The sequence below is a fragment of the Haloarchaeobius sp. FL176 genome (genome assembly GCF_024609245.1).
Lineage (GTDB): Archaea > Halobacteriota > Halobacteria > Halobacteriales > Natrialbaceae > Haloarchaeobius.
On sequence record NZ_JANJYH010000003.1, the window covers coordinates 199,312 to 219,774 of the forward strand.

The window sequence follows — 20,463 nt, forward strand, 5'->3', positions numbered from 1 at the left end:
ACATCAGTTCGCAGGTTCAGCAAGTACCCTACACTAGCTGTACCGCTCCTCGTTCCACGGATTCGCGGTGTTCGAGTACCCCCGACGCTCCCAGTACCCGCGCTCGGCATCGGTGAGGAACTCGACGCCACAGACCCACTTCGCGCCCTTGTAGGCGTACTTGTGGGGGGTGACGACCCGGAGCGGGCCACCGTGGTCCGGCGGAAGGTCCTCGCCGTCGAACTGCCAGGTGAAGAGCACCTCGTCGCGCATGCACTCGGAAAGCGGAAGGTTCGTCGTGTAGTCGTCGAGCGCCGAGAACATGACGTGGGTGGCGTCGTCGTGGACCCCCGCGCGCTCGGCCAGCTCGGGGAAGGTGACGCCCTCGAACTCGCAGTCGAACTTCGACCAGCCGGTGACGCAGTGGAAGTCCTGGCGCTGTGTCACGCTCGGCAGCGCGCGGAACTCGTCGTAGTCGAAGGTCAGCTCGTTGTCCACCGCGCCGGAGACGCGGAACTCCCAGCTGTCGGGGTCGAACTTCGGGGTGTTCCCCTTCGAGAGCACGGGAAACTTCGAGGTCTCGCGCTGACCCGGCGGGAGCCGGTCCTCGCCGAACTCCTCGTAGAGGTCCGTGACATCGGTGATGCTCATACACCGCTCTCGGTTGCGCGAAACCGTAGGGGTGACGGAACGAGCTCGGCGACGAGCCGGGGCGCCACCACGGCGACGAAACCGCCAGAGGGCTGTCCCGTCGCCGCCCTCGAAACGACCGGTCGTGCACCGGACTCGGCGTCCCCGTCAGGCTTAAATACCACATCACCGAAGCCCCTACCACTGATGCCAAAGGTCGAAATCAACATCCCCGAACACCTCGAGATGCAGATTACCCAGATGGTAGAGCGCGGGGAGTTCGTGAACCGCGAGGAGGCCATCGAGGATCTCATCTCGACCGGGATCAAGGCCTACAAGACCAGTGGGCCGATCGACGACGACGAGCCCGGTGGTGGCGGCGGCTACGAGGACGACGGGATGATGGGCCACGAAGACGAGTACGTCTTCTGACCGAGCCGCGGGTGTGTTGAACGGGGGGTCGTTGTTCGACAGTCACCCCGAGCGACCGCGCTCGCCGGAAGTCGGCGGACTTTTAGGCCGTGCCTCGACACTCCGTCTCGATGACCGACGGGGCTCGTGCACGCACACTCGCCCTCGTAGCGACTGGTGGGTTCGCCGGAGCAAACGCCCGGTGGGGGGTCGACGTCGCGCTTGCCGGTCTCCCGACGGGACTCGCCGGTACCTTCGTGGCAAACGTCGTCGGCTGTGTACTGCTCGGCTTCCTCGTCTCGCTCGACCGCGACCGGGTCCCGCGTCGGGTCCGCCTCGCCGTCGGGACCGGGTTCCTCTCCTCGTTTACCACGTACAGCACGTTCGTCGTCGGGGCCGCGACCAGCGTGCCGACCGTCGCTGTCGCTTCCGTCCTGGCGACGTACGCGTTCGGGTTCGCGGGCGTCGCCGTCGGCGGACTGGCGGCGAGTCGGGTCGATGCACGGAGGGCGTCGACGTGACCCTCCCGGCACCGCTACTCGTCGGTCTCGGCGGCGCGGTCGGCGCGGTCGGCCGCCAGCTCGTGTCGAGCACCCTCACCCGACGCGAGGCGGCGGTGCCGCGCGGTACGTTCGTGGTGAACGTCGTCGGGAGCTTCGTCCTCGCCGTGCTCACCGCGGCGAGCCCGGGCGGCGACGTGGCGCTGCTCGTCGGGACCGGTTCCTGCGGCGCGTTCACGACGTTCTCGTCGTTCGGCGTCGCGACCGTCGACCGGCTCGAACGCGGGCGCTGGCTCGCGGCGGCGCTCAACGCGTTCGGGACGCTCGCGGCCTGTCTCGTGGCGGTTTCCGTCGGGTGGGCCGTCGGCCTCGCGCTCTAGAGGAAGACGAACGCGACGCCGAACGCGCCCATCGTCACGAGCAGACGGCCGACGCTGCCCGCGAACGTCGCCAGCGCGAACTTCTTGTAGTCGCGTTCGAGCACCGCGAAGGCGTAGATGGAGATGGTGTCCGGGAAGAAGGGCACCGACAGCGCCATCGCCAGCCCGACGTAGCCGTACTTGCGGGCGAGCTCGACGGACTTCTTCTCGGACCACTCGATGATGTCGAACCGCGAGCGACGCAGGAACCGCACGATCGGGCCGGCCTCCTTGGCCTCCTGGCCGATGTGGAACGCGAACACGCTCCCGGCGGCCTTCCCGACGCCACTGACGACGATGACGATGGCGTACTCGAGGTAGCTCGGGAGCCCGAGCGCGAGCGTCCCCGCGCGGACCGGCGCGAGGACGACTTCGCTCGGCAGCGGGAGGATGAAGGCGATGAGGAAGGAGTAGAGGCCGATGATGGCGAGCCCGATGAGTCCCGACGCGTTGCGGACCGCGTCCGCGAGCCCGGCGAAGTCTGGGAGGAGCGACGAGAACACGAGCCCGGAGACCGGCTCGACCGACGCGAGCACGTCGAGGAGGGCGAGCGACGGGGACGGGACAGGGGACACTACGTGCGCTTCGAGGGGCCGCGGACCTAAGTGTTAATGTTCACACTGGGCCGCAGCCGGTCGACGTCCGCGACGAACGTCTCGAGCACGTCGCGGGTGACGTGGGGCATGCAGACGATGCGGAGCTTGCCGTCCGCGGTGCGGGAGACCCGCCAGTCCGCCTCGCGGAGCGACTCGAACAGTCCCTCCGACATCGGAACGACGACCAGCGGGAGGTCGGGCTCGACCACGTCGAACCCGCGCTCCGCGAGGGCGTCGGCGACCCACTCGGCGTTGGCCTGTGCACGCTCGTACTGCTCGCGGTAGCCGTCGGGCCAGAGCTCGTCCATCACCGCCGCCGCGCTTGCGACGCCCGCGCCGGAGCGAGTCCCCGTGAGCGTCGCCTGCTTCGCGGACTCGAGATACGGCGTGTCGACGGCGAGCGCGTCGAACAGCTCGGCGTCGCGGGCGACCAGCCCGCCCGCCGGAATGGCCGCCGCGCCCATCTTGTGTGGATCGATGGTCATCGTGTCGATGTCGGCGTGTGCGAAGTGCCACTCGTGGTCGGTGAACGGGAGGACGAACCCGCCCCAGGCCGCGTCGACGTGACACAGCGCGCCGACGTCGTTCGCGAGGTCGGCGAGTTCGGGGATGGGGTCGACCCGGCCGTACTCCGTCGTCCCGGCCACGCCGACGACGAGTGCGGTGTCCTCGTCGCAGAACCGACGCATCGCACCCACGTCGGCGGTCCAGTCGTCCGTGAGCGGGGCGACCCGGAGCTCCACCGAGAGCACGTCCGCGGCCTTCTGGAAGGAGAAGTGCGCGCTCTCCGGGACGACGACGTTCGGAGTGCTCGACACCGCGCGATTCCTGGCGATGCGCACCGCCTGGATGTTTGCCTCGGTTCCGCCGCTCGCGATGTAGCCCGCGGGGTCGTCGAGGCCGACGACCTCGCCGAGTCCGGCGATGGCCTCGTCCTCCAGTTCGGCGACGGTCTGGTACGTCGCGGGGTCCCCGGGGTTCGTCGCGAGGAAGCGTTCTGCGGCCTCGCGTGCGACCGGGTGTGGTTCCGTACACATCGAGGAGAGGACCCGGTCGAAGTCCTGTGGCTGGCCGCGCATGCCCATACCTTCGGGTTGTGGAATTTAGGGGTTGCGTTCCCGGGTGGTTTCTGGGGCCGCGTCGGTCGTCCGATAGATTCAATGACAGCACAGGGAAAGACCGGACAGAAACGATGGGTCCCTTCGACAGCGTCCTGCGCCGCTTCGAGGCCGTCGAGGCAGCCTGCAACCAGCGACTGCCGCGGTCACTGAAAGTCGGGTTCCTCACGCTGTACGCGTTCACGACGCGCGGCGAACCACTCGTCGACCGGGTCGCCGAACGCGGCCCGTGGCGGCGCTGGCACGACCTCGGCGTCGGCGTGCTCGTCGCCTGCGGCCTCGGCGCGGTCGGCGCTGTCGGCTGGGTCGCCGTCGTCGCGCTGACGACCGACGCGGAGTCCACCGCCGCGAACGACCCGAACAACATGGTCGCCATCCCAGGCGTCAACGAGTTCATGCCGCTCGCGGCGGCGGGCTACGTCGTCCTCGGCCTGCTCGTCGCCACGCTCGTCCACGAGGGCGGCCACGCGATATCGCTCCGCGTCGACGACCTCCCTATCGACGAGATGGGCGTCGCCCTCCTGTTCGGGGTGCTCCCCCTCGCGGCGTACGTCAAGCCGACGGCGGCGGTCGAGGACGCCCCAGCTCGCGCCAGGCTCCGGCTGTTCGCCGCCGGTGTCGCCAACAACGTCGCCGTCACCCTGCTCGTGCTGCTCGGGTTCGTCGTCGTCGGCCTCGGCACCATCGTCGACGCCTACCTCGTCTACTTCGGCTGGCTCTACACGACCGCCGCGCCGCCGACGGCCGCCGACGTGGCGAGCCTCGGCGTCGTCGTCAACACGCTGTTCTGGGTCGGCTTCCTGAACGCGAACCTCGCGCTGTTCAACGCGCTTCCCATCTGGCCGCTCGACGGCGGCAAGGTGTTCAGAATCGCCGTGGCGGAACTGACCGGCGACGGGGCGGATGCGCCCCGGTCGGTGGTGGTCGGCGCGAGCGTGGCGACCGCCGCGGTCGTCCTGCTCGCGCTGTTCGGGCCGTCGCTCTAGCGGACCGAGTCGAGGATGAGCTTCTGCTCGGTGCGCTTGACCTCGTGTTGCACGTCACGGACGGCGTCGATGTTCGCCGAGATGCTGGAGATGCCGGTGTTGACGAGGTGCTGGACCATCTGTGGCTTGGAGCCGGCCTGCCCGCAGATGCTCGTGTTCACGTCGTGCTCGCGGCAGGTTTCGATGGTCTGGCTGATGAGTTCGAGGATGGCCGGGTGGAGCTCGTCGAACCGGTCGGCGACGTTCTCGTTGTTCCGGTCCACCGCGAGGGTGTACTGCGTCAGGTCGTTCGTGCCGAAGGACGCGAAGTCGATGCCCGCCTCGGCCATCTCGCCGACGGAGAGCGCGGCCGCCGGCGTCTCGACCATCACGCCCCAGCGGCGCTTCGTCGGGTCGATACCCGCCTCCTCCATCAGCTGGCGGACCTGGATGACGTCCTCGGCGTCGTTCACGAGCGGGATCATGATCTCGACGTTGTCGTAGCCCATCGAGAACAGGCGACGGAACGCCTCCAGTTCGTGCTTGAACAGCTCCGGCCGGTCGAGGCTGCGGCGGACGCCGCGGTAGCCGAGCATCGGGTTGTGCTCCTCTGGCTCGTCCTCACCGCCGTCGAGCTGGCGGAACTCGTCGGTCGGCGCGTCGAGCGTGCGCACACGGACCGGTCGCGGGTAGAACTCCTCGGCGACGCGCTGGACGCCGTCGATTATCTCGTCGATGTACGCCTCCTCGCCGTGGTCCTCGATGTAGCGCTCGGGCGTCTTGTTCGTCGAGAGGATCATGTGCTCCATACGGAGCAGGCCGACGCCGTCGGCACCCGTCGCGGCGGCGCGCTCGGCGGCCTCGGGGATGGAGACGTTGACCTTCACCTCGGTCGCGGTCATCGGCTTCACCGGGGCCTGCGGGCGTACCTCCTCGACGGGTTCGCGCTCCTCGTCGGTCTGGGTCTTGCCCTCGCGGATGGTCCCCTTGTCGCCGTCGAGGGTTATCATCTGACCGTCCTCGAGCGTCGTCGTGGCATCGCCCGCGCCGACGACGGCCGGGACGCCGAGCTCGCGGGAGACGATGGCGGCGTGGCTCGTCATCCCGCCCTCGTCGGTGACGATGGCGGCGGCACGGCGCATCGCGGGCACCATGTCCGGCGTCGTCATCTCGGTGACGATGATGTCGCCCTCGCCGACCTTGTCGAGCTGGTCGAGCTTCTTGACGATGCGGGCCCGGCCGGAGGCGATGCCCGGGCTCGAACCCAGGCCGCGGACGAGCACGTCGTCGCTCCCGCCGCCGTCGGTCGCACTGGCCTCGCCCGGCGTGTCGCTGCCGATGTCGGCGTCGACGCGCGTGTCGTCGGCCTCGCCGACCTCGCCCTCCGAAATGGTGGTGATGGGACGGGACTGGAGCATGTACACGTCGCCGTCGACGATTGCCCACTCCACGTCCTGCGGCGTCTCGTAGTGGTCCTCGACGGTGATGCCGAGGTCGCGTAGCTCCGCGAGTTCGTCGTCCGAGAGCACCCGCGCCTCGCGCTGGTCCTCCCGCACGTCGACCTCGGCCGTCTGCCCGGTCTCGGGGTCCTTGATCATCTTGACCTTCTTGTCGGCGACGGTCACCTCCTCGACGTCGCCGGACTCGCGGTCGAGGTGGTAGTTGTCGGGGGAGACGCTGCCGGAGACGACGGCCTCGCCGAGTCCCCACGCGGCCTCGATGATCATCGTCGCCGCACCCGTCGAGGGGTGGCTGGTGAACATCACGCCGGACTTCTCGGCGTCGACCATCTGCTGGACGACGACCGCGATGTTCACGTCGTCGTGGGCGAAGCCCTGCTGGGTCCGGTAGTAGATGGCGCGCTGGGTGAACAGCGACGCCCAGCACTCGCGGACTCGCTCGAGCAGGTCCTCCTCGGTGACGTTGAGGAACGTCTCCTGCTGGCCCGCGAAGGACGCGTCGGGGAGGTCCTCCGCGGTCGCCGAGGAGCGCACCGCGACGAACGCCTCGCCGTCGCCGACGTGGCTGTAGGCCTCGAGGATCTCCTCGCGCAGTTCGTCGGGGAACTCGCTCCCCAGGATGAGTTCGCTCGCGCGCGCCTCCGCCTCGGCGAGCGCCTCGCTGTCGTCGACGTCGACGTCGACCGCCTCGAACAGTTCCTCGTCGATGCCAGCCGCCTCGATGAAGTCCCGGTACGTCTCAGCCGTGACGACGAACCCGGGTGGTACGGGGAGCCCTGCGCCTGTGAGTTCGCCCAGGGACGCCCCTTTGCCACCGACCGATTCCAGGTCGTCGGCGCGGATGTCGTCCAGCCAGAGTACTGCCATTCGTATGCGGAGACACCTTGGCACTGGTAAAGAAGATTCCGGGAACGGGCGGCCGATTCTGACTCGGTGTCGAGTGAACGTTCGGCTGGACGGGCAAGTGTTGCCAGTCTCCGCTCGACTGCGACGGCGGGGCCGTGCCGGGTCCGCCGGGGGGACCGGGCGGGCCGAACGCCGGGATACCGGCCCGAACGTCTGATGGAACCGACAACGCCTGGCACGTGCACTCGCCGACCCCCCGCCGACACCGGAACCGTCCGTCCAGACCCGAAAGAAATAGCCACTCGGGCGTCGACTGCCCGACCATGGAGTACGAGAAACCGCTCTTCTTCGAGATCATGTCGTACGCGGTCCACGCCGACCGTGACGTGGTCGACATGGTCAGCGGGAACCCCGACTGGGAGCCCCCGCAGTCGCTCCGGGACGGCCTGCGCGAGTACGCCGACTTCGACCAGTCGGAGTTCCAGTACGCGCCCTCGGAGGGACTGCGCGACCTGCGCGAGGAGATCGCCGCGCGCCGGGGCGTCGACGAGTCACAGATCGTCGTCACGAACGGCGGCGGCGAGGCGAACTACCTGGCGATGGCCCGCGCGCTCGAACGCGGTGCCGGCGACGAGGTCATCCTGACCGACCCCGTCTATCCCTACTACCCTGGGAAGACCTCGATGCTCGGCGGCACGCAGCGGTTCGTCCCGACCGACGACGACGGCACGCTCGACCCCGCGGCTGTCCGCGAGGCCGCGAGCGACGACACCGCCTGCATCGTCGTCAACTCGCCGAACAACCCGACCGGCGCGGTGTACCCCGAGGAGACGATCCGCGAACTCGTCGCCATCGCGGAGGAGCACGACGCCATCCTCGTCAGCGACGAGGTGTACGACCACTACGACCGCTCGGGCCGGTTCACGAGCGCGCTGTCCATCGATTCGCCGGATAGAATCGTCACGAACTCGTTCTCGAAGACGTTCGCCATCACGGGCTTCCGCGTCGGCTACGCCGTCTTCCCCGAGGAGCACGTCGAGGCCGCGAAGGCCCGCCACATGCTCGTCAACGTCGCCACCACGCGACCGGGCCAGCACGCGGTGCTCCACGCGCTCCGGCACACCGACCCGGCCTACCACGAAGCCAACCGACAGCTGCTCGCCGACCGCGTCGACACGTTCACCGACGCGCTCGACGAAGCCGGCGCGGCGTACACCGAGCCCGACGGCGCGTTCTACGTCATGGCCCGGTTCGACGGCTATCCCGGCACCATCGAGAACACGAAGGAACTCATCGACGACACCGGCGTCGCGGGGATGCCGGGCGAGGCCTTCGGCGACGCCTTCGACGACTGGTTCCGGTTCGCGCTCGTGACGCCGCGGGTCGAGGAGGCCGCTGACCGACTCGCCGAGCGGTTCGGGTGAGGTCTGCGCCGCACGAGGTGCATCCGTTTCTGGCGATGAATCCGGATCAGACGGCTGGCGCGCGGACTGGCGAGACTGCGCGAGCGCAGTGAGCGCGTCGAGCCATCCGCGCGAGGGACGAGGAGCGCAGGAACGAGCACCGCAGTCGGCTGGGGAGGTTCGAGGGCGGTCGCGGTGCGGTCGGGTGGGACTGAAAGGGGCGGCGGACCACGCGAACCCCGGCGAAGTAAGCACCGGAGCAGAGCGAGGAGCGCAACGAGCCGCGGGAGCGTGGCCCGCCGGGGCTTTCTGGTTGTTGTCGGCTGCGGTGATTCCAACGACTCCCGGGGCTCTCTGGCTGTTCGCCATGGGAGAGATTCCAAACTACCTCCCACGACACCACAGGACGACCGATGGCGGGACCGATTAGTACACAAGTCGTCGGCCGATACCCGGCCGCATGAGCGACATCAGCGTCGACCCGGTCGACGAGGTCGAGGACGCCGACGACCCGAGCGCGGACCAGGCCGAAGACACCACACATCCAGCTGACGGCATCGAAGTCGACTCGGTCGACGACGACCTCGACGAGGCGACGACAGACGCGCTAGACGGCGTCGACGCCCCCGAGTACGTCCTCTACGGCGGGAAGGGCGGCGTCGGCAAGACGACGATGGCGGCCGCGACGGGCCTCGCGAGCGCGGCCGACGGCACGCGCACGCTCGTCGTCTCCACGGACCCGGCACACTCGCTGTCGGACACGTTCGAGACGGAGATTCCGGCGGAGCCGACGCGCATCCGGGAGGATATCCCGCTGTTCGCCGCCGAGATCGACCCCGAGCAGGCGATGGCGGAGGGTGAGGCACTGTTCGGGGGCGGTGACGGGGCCGGCGCCGACCCGTTCGGCGACGAGCCCGGCGGCGCGGACGCCGGCCCAATGGGCGGGCAGGGCGGTATGGAGGGCCCGATGGGGGGCCTCGGCGAGATGCTCGGCGGCGAGGGCGGGGACCCGATGAGCTCGATGTTCGGCGGCGCGATGCCCGGTGCGGACGAGGCGGCCGCCATGCAGCTCTTTCTCGAGTACCTCGACGACCCGCGCTTCGACCGCGTCGTCGTCGACACCGCACCAACCGGCCACACGCTCCGGCTGCTCGAACTCCCCGAGGTCATGGACACGATGGTCGGCCGCATCGCGAAGCTCCGCGAACGGCTCGGCGGCCTGATGGGCGGCCTCTCCGGCATGTTCGGCGGTGACGACGGCGCGGACCAGCAGTCGCCGGACCTCGACGAGCTCGCCGACCGCATCGAGCGCCTGCACGCCGTGCTTCGCGACCCCGCACAGACCGACTTCCGCATCGTCATGGTGCCCGAGGAGATGAGCGTCTTCGAGTCACGCCGGCTGCGCGCCCAGCTCGCCGACTTCGAGATCCCCGTCGGCACCGTCGTCGTCAACCGGGTCATGGAGGACCTCGCCGACGTGACCGATTCGGTCGACGCCGACGAGTTCGTGAAGCCGGACCTCGCCGACTGCGAGTTCTGCCAGCGCCGCTGGGACGTCCAGCAGTCCGCGCTGGCGGAGGCACAGGAGCTGTTCCGCGGGACCGACGTGCGCCGGGTCCCGCTGTTCGCCGACGAGGTGCGCGGGGAACGGATGCTCAGAATCGTCGCCGCGTGTCTGGATTGAAGTAGGAAGCCGGGACCAGCCCCGGTATGCTATAGAACGCCGACGCGCGATGTCCAGCGGTCGTACGGTACAGCATCGCGCGCTGTCGCGTACCGTCTGTTCGCCAACAATTTTGGCCGAGCCCTACTGCAAGACCACGACCCGCAGGTCGTTGACGTTCGTCCCCGTCGGGGCCGTCCTGAGCACTGCGTCCCGTCCGTCCAGGTAGCCGCAGCTGTCGTTGACTGTGAGCGCGTCCCGAGCCGGCTCCGGGTTCGGGACGGTCTCACCGTCGACGAGTGAACCCGCAGCGGCCGTCGAACCGTCGCGACCGTCGGTGTCGACGGCCGCGACCGCCACATCGTCGGTCCCCCGCAGGGTAAGGGCCGCGGCGAGCCCGAACTCCAGGTTCGGCCCACCTACCCCATCGCCGCGGACGCTGACGGTGCACTCGCCGCCGGAGAGGAGCACCGCCGGCGGGTCGACTGGCCGGCGGGTCGCCCGCACCTCGCGAGCGACGGCCGCGTGGAACCGGCCAGCCTCGCGAGCCTCGCCTTCGACGCTGGCCGAGAGCACGAGCGGTTCGTACCCTCGTTTCCGGGCGACCATCGCCGCCGCTGAAAGCGCCGTCTCCGCGTTCGCCAGCACGTGGTAGTCTGCGCGGTCGAACGCCCGGTCGTCGGCGCGCGGCGTCTCCGGTGCAGACCCGTCGACACCGCACTGGAGGTGTGCCCGCACGGACGGCGCGGCCACGTCGTACCGGTCGAGGGTCGCGACAGCGTCGGCGTACGTCGTGGCGTCGGGTGCGGTCGGCCCGCTGCCGATGACGGAGGGGTCGTCGCCGACGACGTCCGAGACCGCGAGCGTGACGAGCCGAGCGGGTGCCGCTGCGTCGGCCAACCACCCGCCCTTCACCGCCGAGCAGTGCTTCCGGAGGGCGTTGAGCTCGCCGATGGAGGCCCCGGCGTCGAGCAGTTCGCGCGTCACGCCGGCGATGTCGTCGACGGTGAGGTCGCCGCCGGGCAGCGTCAGGAGCGCGCTCGCTCCCCCGGTGAGTGCGACGAGCACGAGTGCGTCCTCGGGGGCATCGGCGACGGAGTCCCGAATCCGATGGGCGGCAGCGACGTTCCGCTCGGTCGGGATGGGGTGGTCGCCGACGACCACCTCGACCGGCCCCGCATCGGCCGGCTCGTCGGTGATGACGACACCGCCGTCCACGCGGCCGTCGAGCGCGTCGACCAACGCCGCGGCCAGCCGGCCCGCGCCCTTGCCCGCGCCGACGAGCTGTATCGCGGAGAACGAGCCGAGGTCGTATCGCGTGTCGTCGACCGTCAGAACAGTGTCGGTGACCGCCACGCCGTCCGCGACGACGCGCTCCGGTAGCGCTGCCTCGATGCCGGCCGTGACGCAGGCGAGTGCCGTCTCGCGGGCCGGTGTCGTCGCCAGTTCGTCGCGGTTCTCGATGGGCACGGTCCGCTCCCTACGTGGCGAAGCGCCGGACGAGTCCGACGACCACGTCGCGGATCCGGTCCGGCAGGTACCGGGCGAGCAGGCCGTACTTCGCGACGGTGCCGACGGGATATCTGGTCGCGGGGTCGGTGCTGCTGGCGGCGTTCAGGATGACTCCTGCGACCTGGTTCGGCGAGACGGAGAGCGGGCCGTCGCCCGCGACCAGGCTGGCGTCCTCGAAGAGCTCGTAGAGGTCGTCGTACGCCTCCGAACGGGGGAGGTCGTCGACCTCGCTGTCGGCGCGGTCGGTGAACTGCGTGGCGACGGGGCCGGGTTCGACGACGACGACCTCGACGTCGAAATCGCGGAGCTCGCTCCGGAGCGCGTCGCTCATCGCCTCGACGGCGAACTTCGAGGCGGAGTAGACACCGGTTCCGGCCACGGAGAGCTTGCCCGAGACGCTGGAGACGTTGACGAACGTGCCGTCCTCCGCCTCCCGCATGTGCGGCGCGGCGGCGCGGACGAGCCGGTGGGGGCCGTAGACGTTCACGTCGAACTGTTCGTGGACCTTCTCCGTCGGCACGTCCTCGATGGGGCCCATCTGCGCGTAGCCGGCGTTGTTGACGACGCAGTCGATGTGGCCGGCCTCGTCGACGACCCGGTCGACGACACGCTCGACCTGCCCGCGGTCGGTCACGTCGAGCTCGGCCGTCTCGCAGCCGATGTCGGCCAGGTCCGCGAGGTCGTCCGGGTCGCGCGCCGTCGCGTACACCAGCCAGCCCTCCGAGCGGAACGCCTTCGCCGTCGCACGGCCGATACCGGAGGAGCAGCCGGTGATGAGTACGGTCTCCAGTGTCGGTTCCGGTTCCGACGACACCTCGTCGTCCGTCGTCGTGCTCGCCCCCTCGGGCGAGTCGTCGTCCTCGTCTGCGGTCATGCTCCGGCGTTCACCCGGGAGGTACCTAAGTGTCGATGGTTCGTTTCACGTCGTCGGCGTGCGCGTCGGCCAGCCGGGTCGGTTCCGGGAGCTTGTAGCCCGCCGCGGTGGCGAGCGTCCAGTCCGCCGCGGTCTCGGCGCTCACGCGGTGGCCGGGACTGACGAGAAGCGGGTTGACGTGACGGTTCGACGAGTCGTACTGCTTCGTCTGTACGGCGTACCCGATTCTGGTGCCGGCGGGCGCGTCCACGTCGCCGTCGGCGTCGATGCCGACGCGCTCGCCAGCCGCGAGCCCCTCCGTCGACGATTCGGGCGTGCCACAGAGCAGGTTCTTCGCGACGCCGACGCTCGGCACGTCGAGGACGACGCCGATGTGCGTGGCGAGTCCGGCCTGCCGGAAGTGGATGTGGCCGCTGCCGTCGAACAGCACGCAGTCGGGCTCGGTCTCCAGCTCCTCGAACGCGGCGAGGATGGGGTTGCCCTCGCGGAACGAGAGCAGCCCGGGGATGTACGGAATCGAGAGCGGCGAGACGGCGTGGGCACGCTCGACGACGCTCTCGCCGCGGGTGACGACGATGGCGCTCACCACGCGGTCGTCGAGGAACGCCTGGTCGACGCCGGCGACGAGCGGGCCGGTGTCGCTGCCGACCGCGTCGCCGTCGAACTCGAAGTCGTCGGTGAAGGTCGCCGCCGCGGCGATATCTCGCTGCTGGGCTTCCATCTCGTCTCTGGCGGCTCCGGGGTCCGGAACGAACTCGGTCCGCATCTCAGAACGGGCCTCTGCCGCCACCGCCGCCGCGACGGCCGCCGCCGAGGCTGGTCTCCCGCGGGAGGCTCACCTTGTCCTTCACGTACTGGCCGTACAGCAGGCCAAGGATGAGACCGAACAGGTGTGCGCCGTGGGCGACGTTCCCCCCGGGGGCGACACTGCCACCGATGACGCCAGTGACGCTGACGAGGGCGTACAGCCCGGTGAGCACCCAGATGGGCGTCGGGATGATGAAGTAGATGAGCACGGTGAGGTTCGGTCGGATGACCGTCAGCACGCCCATCAGGGCCAGGGCCGCGCCGGAGGCCCCGTACAGCGCCGTCGGTTCGCCCGTCACGAGCGCGAGGCCGATCTGTCCGAGCCCGGCGAGGACGCCGCTCGCGAGGAACAGGAAGATGTAGTCGCGGCTGCCGACGTACTCCTCGACCAGCCGGCCGAAGAAGAATATCACGATGCTGTTGCCGGCGATGTGATAGAGGCCACCCGCGTGCGAGAAGATGGAGGTGAACCACGCCCAGACGTACTCGGGGTGCTCGCTCTGGAGCGTGAAGATGTCGTACCAGAGCTGCTGTTGCTCCGCGAACGGCTCCGGGCTGATCGTCGTGAACGTGGGCAGGATGAAGTACTGGATTCCCCACGTGATCCACATCAGCCCGAGGAACACGTACGTCATGTTCCCGCGGAAGTACGCCAGCGGGCCGCCACGCCGGAACGGGTCCGAAGTGAGGCCGCTCAGCACGCCGCCGTCGCTGCTGCTGGAGGTGTCCGTCGTCTCCTCGGCCCAGACGCCCTGCGGGTCGTCCCACTGCAGCCCTGGGCAGTCGTGGTTCTCGGGCAGCCGGTGGGTGCCACAGAACTTCCCGCCACACCGGTTGCAGGTGTACGGCATGTTCGTCTCGTCGCCGCACTCGTCGCACTTGGCCATTGGTCGCCAGTACGAACACGGACGGCAAAGGGGTTGGGATTCGGGGACGCGGCTCAGTCGTCGTGCTCCTCCTCGCGGAGCTCGATACGGCGGGTCTTCCCCGAACTCGTCTTCGGCAGCTCGTCGACGAACTCGACCCGGCGGGGGTACTTGTACGGGGCCGTCTCCTCCTTCACGAACTCCTGTATCTCCCCGACGAGTTCGTCCGAGGGCTCGTCGCCGTCGGCGAGGACGACGTAGGCCTTGACGACGTTCCCGCGCTCCTCGTGGGGGCTGGCGACGGCCGCGGCCTCGGCGACGGCGGGGTGCGCGACGATGGCATCCTCGACCTCGAACGGGCCGATGCGGTAACCCGAGGAGATGATGATGTCGTCCGCGCGCCCCTCGAAGAAGAGGTAGCCGTCCTCGTCGCGCGAGGCCAGGTCGCCGGTGCGGTAGTACTCACCCGAGAAGGTCTCGGCGTCGAAGTCGGGTCGCTCGTAGTAGCCGTCGAAGATGGCGGGGGAGTCAACGGGGATGGCTATCTCGCCGATCTCGCCGTCATCGACCTCCGTCTCGTCCATCGTGTCGATGATGGTCGTCCCGATGCCGGGGCAGGGCCGGCCCATGCTCCCCGGCTTGACGTCGATGCCGGGGTAGTTCGACGCGACCGCGACCGTCTCCGTCTGGCCGTAGCCGTCGCGCGGGGTGATGCCGAAGGCGTCCTCGAACGCCTGGATGGGCTCGCGGTTGAGCGGTTCGCCCGCCGAGAGCGCGTCGGTGAGCGAGAGCTCCCAGTCGTCGAGGTCCTCCTGGGCGAACATCCGGTACTGCGTCGGGACGGCACAGAGCTTCGTGATCTCCTCCTCCGCGAGGAGGTCGAGGAACGTCGCGGGCTCGAACTCGCCCTCGTAGACGAACTGCGTCGCCCCCGCGGTGAGCGCGACGCCGACCGGGCTCCAGAACCACTTCGCCCAGCCGGTTCCCGTCGTCGCCCAGAGGTACTCCTCGGAGAGGTCGGTGTCGTCGTCGATGCCCCACCAGTAGCGGCCGTTGATGCGGTTGAAGCAGTACAGCCAGCGGTGGCGGTGCTGAACCGGCTTCGGCTGGCCGGTCGTCCCGGAGGTGTAGTTGATGGTCAACGGCGTCTCGGCGCCGAGTTCCGGGCCGTCGTACTCGGCGGCCTGCCCGTCGAGCAGGTCACTGAAGCGGTGCCAGCCCTCCACCTCGCCGTCGAGGGCGACGAAGTGTTCGAGCGGCGTCTCGTCGGCGACCGGTTCGACCATGTCGCTGAGGGAGTGATGGGCGACCATCACCGACGCCTCGCAGTCGTTCGCGCGGAACTCGATGTCCTTGGGCTTCAGCAGCTCCGAACACGGCACGAGGAGTGCGCCGACGGCGAGCGCACCGACCTGTACCGCGAAGGCGTCGGGATGCCGTGGAAAGAGGTGCATGACGCGGTCGCCCTCGCCCACGCCGAGGTCCGACAGCGCGTTGGCGAACCGCTGGGCATCGTCCCAGATGTTGGCGTACGTCCGCACTGCCTCCGCGCCGTCCGCGTCCCGGAACCGCACGGCAACGCGGTCCCCGTGCTCGTCGGCGTGGTCCGCGACCACGTCGGGAAGGTTGTACTCGTCCGGGATGTCCCACTCGAACTCCGCAACCTCGCGCTCGTAGTCGACCTCCATAACGTGACGGTGACTAGCACAGAACATAATTCTTCGGCGGCGCGGGTGACACGCGGTGCTGTCAGTCGAACGTTGGGCCGCAGGAAGGGGGTGAATCGTAGCCGGCGATGCTGTGGACGTCGCCGGCCGACGAACGGTCTCTGGAACCGTTCCGGGATTGGATCAGTGTAGATCCGGTCGAAGTGCCTGATCGACCGCCATGTCGTTCTCGATGGCGGGCGGTGCCGGGGCGAAGCTGCGTTGCAGACGGTCGCCAACCGTCCGTGCGTGTGCCGCGTCGTCGTCCGGGGGGGACGGGTGCGCGGCGTACGCGAGCAGTTCGGCCCGAAGTCGCCAGCCCTCGAACTGTGTGAACGAGCGCACGCCAGCTTCGAGTTTCTTCGCAGTCTCGAGTGCCCACCACGGCTGTGGCACGTGGGGCGACTCGCTGTCGTCCGTCAGCGCGGACAGCGCGACGTGGTGGACGACCCACTCCTCGGCCCGTGAGAGGTCGAGGCGGGTCTGGTTCGGCTGGTTGCGGGTTCGGTTCGTGGTCGACATGGCGTGACTGGGGAGTTCGTATCCCCTATCATGCAGATGCGACCGTACCCATATCAAGCTGTCAACGAGTTCGGGTGCCGTTTCGAATCTCGATTCGTGTGCCGAACTGCGGAAGCAGCGTGGGTATCGGTCTGTCTCTCGTGAATCGCCCGAACCACGAACGCCCGGCAAGTCCCACCGTCTGGCCTGCGGTCCGACGAGCCCCCGTTCGCTGGCAGGCTCGCTCACGGGGACACCCACCGCGACCGCACCGCACCTCGAACCTCCCCAACCGACTGCGTCCCCGGAAATCGGGAATTGCCAGTGGGGACGGGAGAGCTCCGCTCTCCCGAACCACGATGCTCATCCCCCACGAGTGTCGGCTCGACCGCTCGTTGCGCTCGCGCAGTCTCGCCAGCCGCGCGCCGACGGCTGGTTCCTCGATGTCCCCGGCGAGGAGTTGCAATATTTGTAAACCCGGGCGGACAGACGACCCCGCGCACCGGTACCCGGATCTCGTCGGCGTGGGAGTTTTTGGTCCCGCGGGCCCGACTCCCGTGTGTGAAAGCGTACGAACAGAAGCAGCTGCTCGCCCGGGTCGACCGCGAGGGGGCGACCGTGGGCGCGGACATCCCCGAGCGCATCGACGTGCAGGGCGAGCCCATCGACCTGCAGTCGTTCGTCTTCGAGATCAAGCGCCGGGACACCATCCCGGCGGGCGAGCGCGAGCGGGTCCAGCAGGCGAAGAAGAACCTGCGGCGCGAGCGGCTCCAGCGCCGGCAGCGCCTCGAGGACGACTGGGCCGACATGAGCTGGACGGAGGGCGAGGAGGTTGTCGAGGCCATCATCGGGCTGGACCGCGCGCTGAACGCGTTGGAGAGCCTCGGCCCGACGAACATCGAGGCCGAAGCCGACGCGAAGGACGCCGCAGACAAGAAACGCTGGATGAACTTCCTGAAGAAGGCCCTCGGCCACGAGGGCGGTGGACCACGAACATGAGCCTACAGGACGACGTCGCCGCACGACTGGAGGAGATGGCGAACCTGCTCGAAGCAGACGACGTGGAGTACAAGCCGAACGCCTACCGTCGCGCCGCAGAGAGCATCCGCGACTACCAGGGGTCGTTCGACGACCTCGTCGCGGAGGGTGCCGACGCCATCAGCGAACTCGACCACGTCGGCGACGCCATCTCCTCGAAGGTGGTGGAGTATGCCGAGACAGGCGAAATCGGCGAGCTAGAGGAGCTGCGAGAGCGCTATCCCGTCGACCTCGATGCCCTGCTCAGGGTGGAGGGCGTGGGGCCGAAGACGGTCGGGACGCTGTACGACGAGCTCGACGTCCGGAGCCTCGAAGACCTCGAGTCGGCCGCACGCGCGGAGCGCATCCGCGAGCTGCACGGCTTCGGGCCGAAGACGGAGGAGAACATCCTCGGGAACATCGAGTTCGCCAAGTCGGCGGGCGAGCGGACGCTGCTCGGGGACGCCCGGCCGCTCGCGGACGACCTCGTGGACTACCTCTCCGGCGCGTCGCCGGTCGCACACGTCGAGGTCGCGGGTTCCCTGCGGCGCTGGCGCGCGACCATCGGCGACATCGACGTGCTCGTCGGCACCGACGACGGTGCGGCCGCCATCGACGCCTTCCTCGGCTGGGACGGCACCGACGACGTCATCGAGGCCGGCACCGAGAAGGCCAGCGTGCGCAGTGACGGGATGCGCGTCGACCTCCGCGTCGTCGTCCCCGACGAGTTCGGCTCCGCGCTCCAGTACTTCACCGGCAGCAAGGCGCACAACGTCGCCCTCCGCAACTACGCCATCGACCGCGGCCTGAAGCTCAACGAGTACGGCGCGTTCGACGTGAGCGAGGTTGCCGACCCCGACGCGGGCCAGCGGGTCGGCGACCGCGTCGCCGGAACCGACGAGGCGTCGATGTACGACGCGCTCGGCCTCCCGAGGATTCCGCCCGAGATGCGGGAGGACCGCGGGGAGATCGCTGCCGCCGCGGACGACGAACTCCCCGAACTCGTGACCGAGGACGACGTCCAGGGAGATATCCACACCCACACCGACTGGTCAGACGGCGCGGAGTCCATCGGGTCGATGCTCGACGGGGCGGCCGCCTTCGGCCACGACTACATCGCCGTCACCGACCACGCGACCGGTCCGGGCGTCGTCGGGGGCGTCGGCGTCCCCGACGAGGAGCTGCTGGCGCAGGCGGACCGGATTCGGGACGTCGCCGACGACTACGACGTCGAGGTGTTCACGGGCGTCGAGGCGAACATCACCGCCGACGGCGACCTCTCCGTCGACGACGACGTGCTCGCCGAGCTTGACGTGGTCGTCGCGTCGCCGCACGCCGCGCTCGACGGCGACGGTACCGACCGACTCGTCCGCGCGATGGAGCATCCCGCCGTCGACATCCTCGGCCATCCGACCGGCAGGCTGCTGAACCAGCGCTCCGGCCTGGACGTCGACGCCGAGGCGCTCGCCGAGGCCGCCGCGCGGGCGGGCGTCGCACTGGAGATCAACAGCGACCCGCACCGGCTCGACCTCTCCGGCGGCCCCGTGAAGGCCGCCGTCGACGCCGGCGCGACGATCGCCATCGACACCGACGCCCACCGCACGCCGTCGTTCGGATACGTCCGCTTCGGCGTCCACACCGCCCGGCGCGGCTGGGCCGAGGCCGCCGACGTACTGAACACGCGTGATGCCGACGGCGTCCGTGAGTTCCTGCACTGATGCGGTACCTCCTCGACGCGATGCTCGGCAACCTCGCGACGTACCTGCGGCTCTGCGGCCACGACACGCTCTACGCGCTGGACCGGGACGTGGAGGCCGACGACGCCGTGCTCGCGCTCGCGACCGGGGAGCACCGCAGCCTCGTCACCCGTGACGAATACCTCGCCACGCGGGCCGAACGGTCGATTCTGCTCCGGGAACGCGAGACAGAGCCACAGCTCCGGGAACTCGCTGCCGCAGGGGTCGACCTCACTCCCGCCGCGGAACCAGTCCACTGCGGCCGGTGCAACGGTCGGCTCGCCCGGGTGGAGGCCGACGATTCGGCCGACCGCCCCGAGTACGTCCCCGACGATGTCGCACCGGTCTGGCGCTGTCGGGACTGTGGCCAGCGGTTCTGGAAGGGGAGTCACTGGGACCGGATGGCGGCGACGCTTTCGGACGTGCGAGAGTCGTCAGGCGAGAGGGCAGTTGACGGCTAGTTGTTCGGTTCCCACTGCTGGCACGCCTCCATGTCGTCCATGACCTCGCTGTGCGCGCCGCAGTAGGGCTGCATCCCGCGGTTCGTCCGGACGTACTCGAAGTGCTGGCAGTTACCGCAGTAGCGGTCCGCGAGGCTCTTCTCCTGTCGGCTGTCCCCCGACTGGAGCACCTCGCCGTCGTCGTAGCCGTCCATCGGCGACTGGATGTCCTGCGTCGACGCCCCGCCGTCGCTCGTCGCCGTGCCCCCGGCACCGAGTCCGGGCGAGGAAGCACCGGGAGACGCTCGGGACGTGGCGTTCGGAGCCCCGCCTGTCCCACTCGCTGACGACGATGCCGGGCCCGACGCGGGCTGGTTCGTCTGCGTCTCGACCGAGCCGTCGGGGTCCGCGCCGAACATCCCGACGCCACCCCGGGCCGCCTGCTCGGCGTGCTCGGCCGGTACCTCGACGACGCGGGTCTCGCCCTCGCGAGTGACCTCCATCGTGACGGTGCCGCCCGGGTCGTTGCGCGTCTTGAACGTCACGACGGCACTGAACAGGCAGCCGATGGAGGCGAAGACGCCGAAGGAGTACACCGCCGCGACGAGCAGGGTGAGTCCCGTGCGCTCCTGCGGGCCCGTCACCCAGTACGCCGGGTAGGCGTACCAGAACAGCGCGACGCCGAGCACGCAGAGGCTCGCCCCGATGGCCGCGGCAGCCCGGATGCGTTTGCTCGCCGGCAGGACGGTGAACACGCCCACGAGCACCGCCGGGACGCCGAGCCCGCCGAGCACCCCGGCGACCTTCCGGGCGTCGTAGACGCCCACGCCGACCGCACCGAGCAGGTCGGTTCCCCCGACGAGGATGCCCACCACCGTGAGCAACGCCCCGGCCGCGAACAGCGCGACCCCCAGGTAGAAACGCCGGAGGTCGTCGACCTCCCCGACGTTGTCTTCGTACACGTCCGCGAGACTGGTCATGGACCCGTGTTGGGCCTCCCACCACAAAACAGTA

General features: G+C 69.4%; 20 protein-coding genes. 9 read left to right on the forward strand and 11 right to left on the reverse strand.

From position 1 onward, the window contains the following. Positions 1 to 33: 33 nt before the first annotated feature. Positions 34 to 630, reverse strand: a complete 597-nt coding sequence (locus NO978_RS07150) for a sulfite oxidase-like oxidoreductase (protein WP_257298864.1) — start codon at positions 628 to 630, stop codon at positions 34 to 36. A gap of 186 nt (positions 631 to 816) precedes the next feature. Between NO978_RS07150 and NO978_RS07155 the strand changes: the two genes are divergently transcribed. The 3 genes from NO978_RS07155 (at position 817) to crcB (ending at position 1,900) form a co-directional block, all read left to right on the forward strand. Then, positions 817 to 1,041, forward strand: coding sequence for a ribbon-helix-helix domain-containing protein (locus NO978_RS07155; protein WP_089731410.1), 225 nt, complete (start codon positions 817 to 819; stop codon positions 1,039 to 1,041). 110 nt (positions 1,042 to 1,151) lie between these two features. Further along, positions 1,152 to 1,541, forward strand: coding sequence for a CrcB family protein (locus NO978_RS07160; RefSeq protein ID WP_257298866.1), 390 nt, complete (start codon positions 1,152 to 1,154; stop codon positions 1,539 to 1,541). Continuing rightward, positions 1,538 to 1,900 (forward strand): fluoride efflux transporter CrcB, encoded by a 363-nt coding sequence (crcB, locus tag NO978_RS07165; RefSeq protein WP_257298867.1) that lies wholly within the window; start codon positions 1,538 to 1,540, stop codon positions 1,898 to 1,900. The genes NO978_RS07160 and crcB overlap by 4 nt, the downstream gene beginning before the upstream one ends. On the opposite strand, the gene NO978_RS07170 is transcribed toward crcB, so the two are convergent. Continuing rightward, positions 1,897 to 2,442, reverse strand: coding sequence for a VTT domain-containing protein (locus NO978_RS07170; RefSeq protein WP_257299141.1), 546 nt, complete (start codon positions 2,440 to 2,442; stop codon positions 1,897 to 1,899). The genes crcB and NO978_RS07170 overlap by 4 nt on opposite strands. Positions 2,443 to 2,540: 98 nt before the next feature. Then, complete coding sequence (mfnA, locus tag NO978_RS07175) at positions 2,541 to 3,614, reverse strand: tyrosine decarboxylase MfnA (protein ID WP_369684114.1); 1,074 nt, start codon at positions 3,612 to 3,614, stop codon at positions 2,541 to 2,543. 113 nt (positions 3,615 to 3,727) lie between these two features. Between mfnA and NO978_RS07180 the strand changes: the two genes are divergently transcribed. Then, positions 3,728 to 4,639, forward strand: a complete 912-nt coding sequence (locus NO978_RS07180) for a site-2 protease family protein (RefSeq protein WP_257298869.1) — start codon at positions 3,728 to 3,730, stop codon at positions 4,637 to 4,639. Here NO978_RS07180 and ppsA read toward each other — a convergent pair. Beyond that, on the reverse strand, positions 4,636 to 6,945 hold the full coding sequence (gene ppsA / locus NO978_RS07185) for a phosphoenolpyruvate synthase (RefSeq protein WP_257298870.1): 2,310 nt from the start codon (positions 6,943 to 6,945) through the stop codon (positions 4,636 to 4,638). The genes NO978_RS07180 and ppsA overlap by 4 nt on opposite strands. A 302-nt stretch (positions 6,946 to 7,247) precedes the next feature. Here ppsA and NO978_RS07190 point away from each other — a divergent pair, with 302 nt between their 5' ends. Together NO978_RS07190 and NO978_RS07195 are read left to right on the forward strand one after the other, a co-directional pair. After that, positions 7,248 to 8,348 (forward strand): pyridoxal phosphate-dependent aminotransferase, encoded by a 1,101-nt coding sequence (locus tag NO978_RS07190; RefSeq protein WP_257298871.1) that lies wholly within the window; start codon positions 7,248 to 7,250, stop codon positions 8,346 to 8,348. A 439-nt stretch (positions 8,349 to 8,787) separates the two neighbouring features. After that, positions 8,788 to 10,011: an arsenical pump-driving ATPase GET3 gene (locus tag NO978_RS07195; RefSeq protein ID WP_257298872.1), complete on the forward strand. Its 1,224-nt coding sequence runs from the start codon at positions 8,788 to 8,790 to the stop codon at positions 10,009 to 10,011. Between the two features lie 123 nt (positions 10,012 to 10,134). Here the strand turns inward: NO978_RS07195 and NO978_RS07200 are convergent, their stop codons facing one another. From NO978_RS07200 to NO978_RS07225, 6 genes are all read right to left on the reverse strand, one after another. Next, positions 10,135 to 11,460 carry a glycerate kinase gene (locus NO978_RS07200; RefSeq protein WP_369684116.1) on the reverse strand — a complete coding sequence of 442 codons (1,326 nt, stop codon included), beginning with the start codon at positions 11,458 to 11,460 and terminating at the stop codon, positions 10,135 to 10,137. Positions 11,461 to 11,470: 10 nt separating this feature from the next. Beyond that, positions 11,471 to 12,376, reverse strand: coding sequence for an SDR family oxidoreductase (locus NO978_RS07205; protein ID WP_257298873.1), 906 nt, complete (start codon positions 12,374 to 12,376; stop codon positions 11,471 to 11,473). A gap of 25 nt (positions 12,377 to 12,401) precedes the next feature. Beyond that, positions 12,402 to 13,142: an endonuclease V gene (locus NO978_RS07210; RefSeq protein ID WP_257298874.1), complete on the reverse strand. Its 741-nt coding sequence runs from the start codon at positions 13,140 to 13,142 to the stop codon at positions 12,402 to 12,404. Position 13,143: 1 nt separating this feature from the next. Next, positions 13,144 to 14,070 carry a rhomboid family intramembrane serine protease gene (locus tag NO978_RS07215; protein ID WP_257298875.1) on the reverse strand — a complete coding sequence of 309 codons (927 nt, stop codon included), beginning with the start codon at positions 14,068 to 14,070 and terminating at the stop codon, positions 13,144 to 13,146. Between the two features lie 53 nt (positions 14,071 to 14,123). Then, complete coding sequence (locus NO978_RS07220; RefSeq protein WP_257298876.1) at positions 14,124 to 15,737, reverse strand: acyl-CoA synthetase; 1,614 nt, start codon at positions 15,735 to 15,737, stop codon at positions 14,124 to 14,126. Positions 15,738 to 15,899: 162 nt separating this feature from the next. Continuing rightward, positions 15,900 to 16,277: a hypothetical protein gene (locus tag NO978_RS07225; RefSeq protein WP_257298877.1), complete on the reverse strand. Its 378-nt coding sequence runs from the start codon at positions 16,275 to 16,277 to the stop codon at positions 15,900 to 15,902. A 540-nt stretch (positions 16,278 to 16,817) separates the two neighbouring features. Between NO978_RS07225 and NO978_RS07230 the strand changes: the two genes are divergently transcribed. Genes NO978_RS07230 through NO978_RS07240 form a run of 3 tightly spaced genes read left to right on the forward strand, consistent with a single transcriptional unit; the run spans position 16,818 to position 19,470 of the window. Continuing rightward, positions 16,818 to 17,255 carry a DUF5788 family protein gene (locus tag NO978_RS07230; RefSeq protein WP_257298878.1) on the forward strand — a complete coding sequence of 146 codons (438 nt, stop codon included), beginning with the start codon at positions 16,818 to 16,820 and terminating at the stop codon, positions 17,253 to 17,255. Continuing rightward, positions 17,252 to 18,991 carry a DNA polymerase/3'-5' exonuclease PolX gene (gene polX, locus NO978_RS07235; RefSeq protein ID WP_257298879.1) on the forward strand — a complete coding sequence of 580 codons (1,740 nt, stop codon included), beginning with the start codon at positions 17,252 to 17,254 and terminating at the stop codon, positions 18,989 to 18,991. Before NO978_RS07230 ends, polX begins: the two co-directional genes overlap by 4 nt. Continuing rightward, the gene (locus tag NO978_RS07240; protein WP_257298880.1) at positions 18,991 to 19,470 is read left to right on the forward strand and encodes a Mut7-C RNAse domain-containing protein; all 480 of its coding nucleotides are present in this window, start codon (positions 18,991 to 18,993) and stop codon (positions 19,468 to 19,470) included. The genes polX and NO978_RS07240 overlap by 1 nt, the downstream gene beginning before the upstream one ends. Here the strand turns inward: NO978_RS07240 and NO978_RS07245 are convergent. Next, on the reverse strand, positions 19,467 to 20,429 hold the full coding sequence (locus NO978_RS07245; protein WP_257298881.1) for a hypothetical protein: 963 nt from the start codon (positions 20,427 to 20,429) through the stop codon (positions 19,467 to 19,469). The two genes, NO978_RS07240 and NO978_RS07245, sit on opposite strands and share 4 nt — an antisense overlap. Positions 20,430 to 20,463 lie beyond the last annotated feature (34 nt).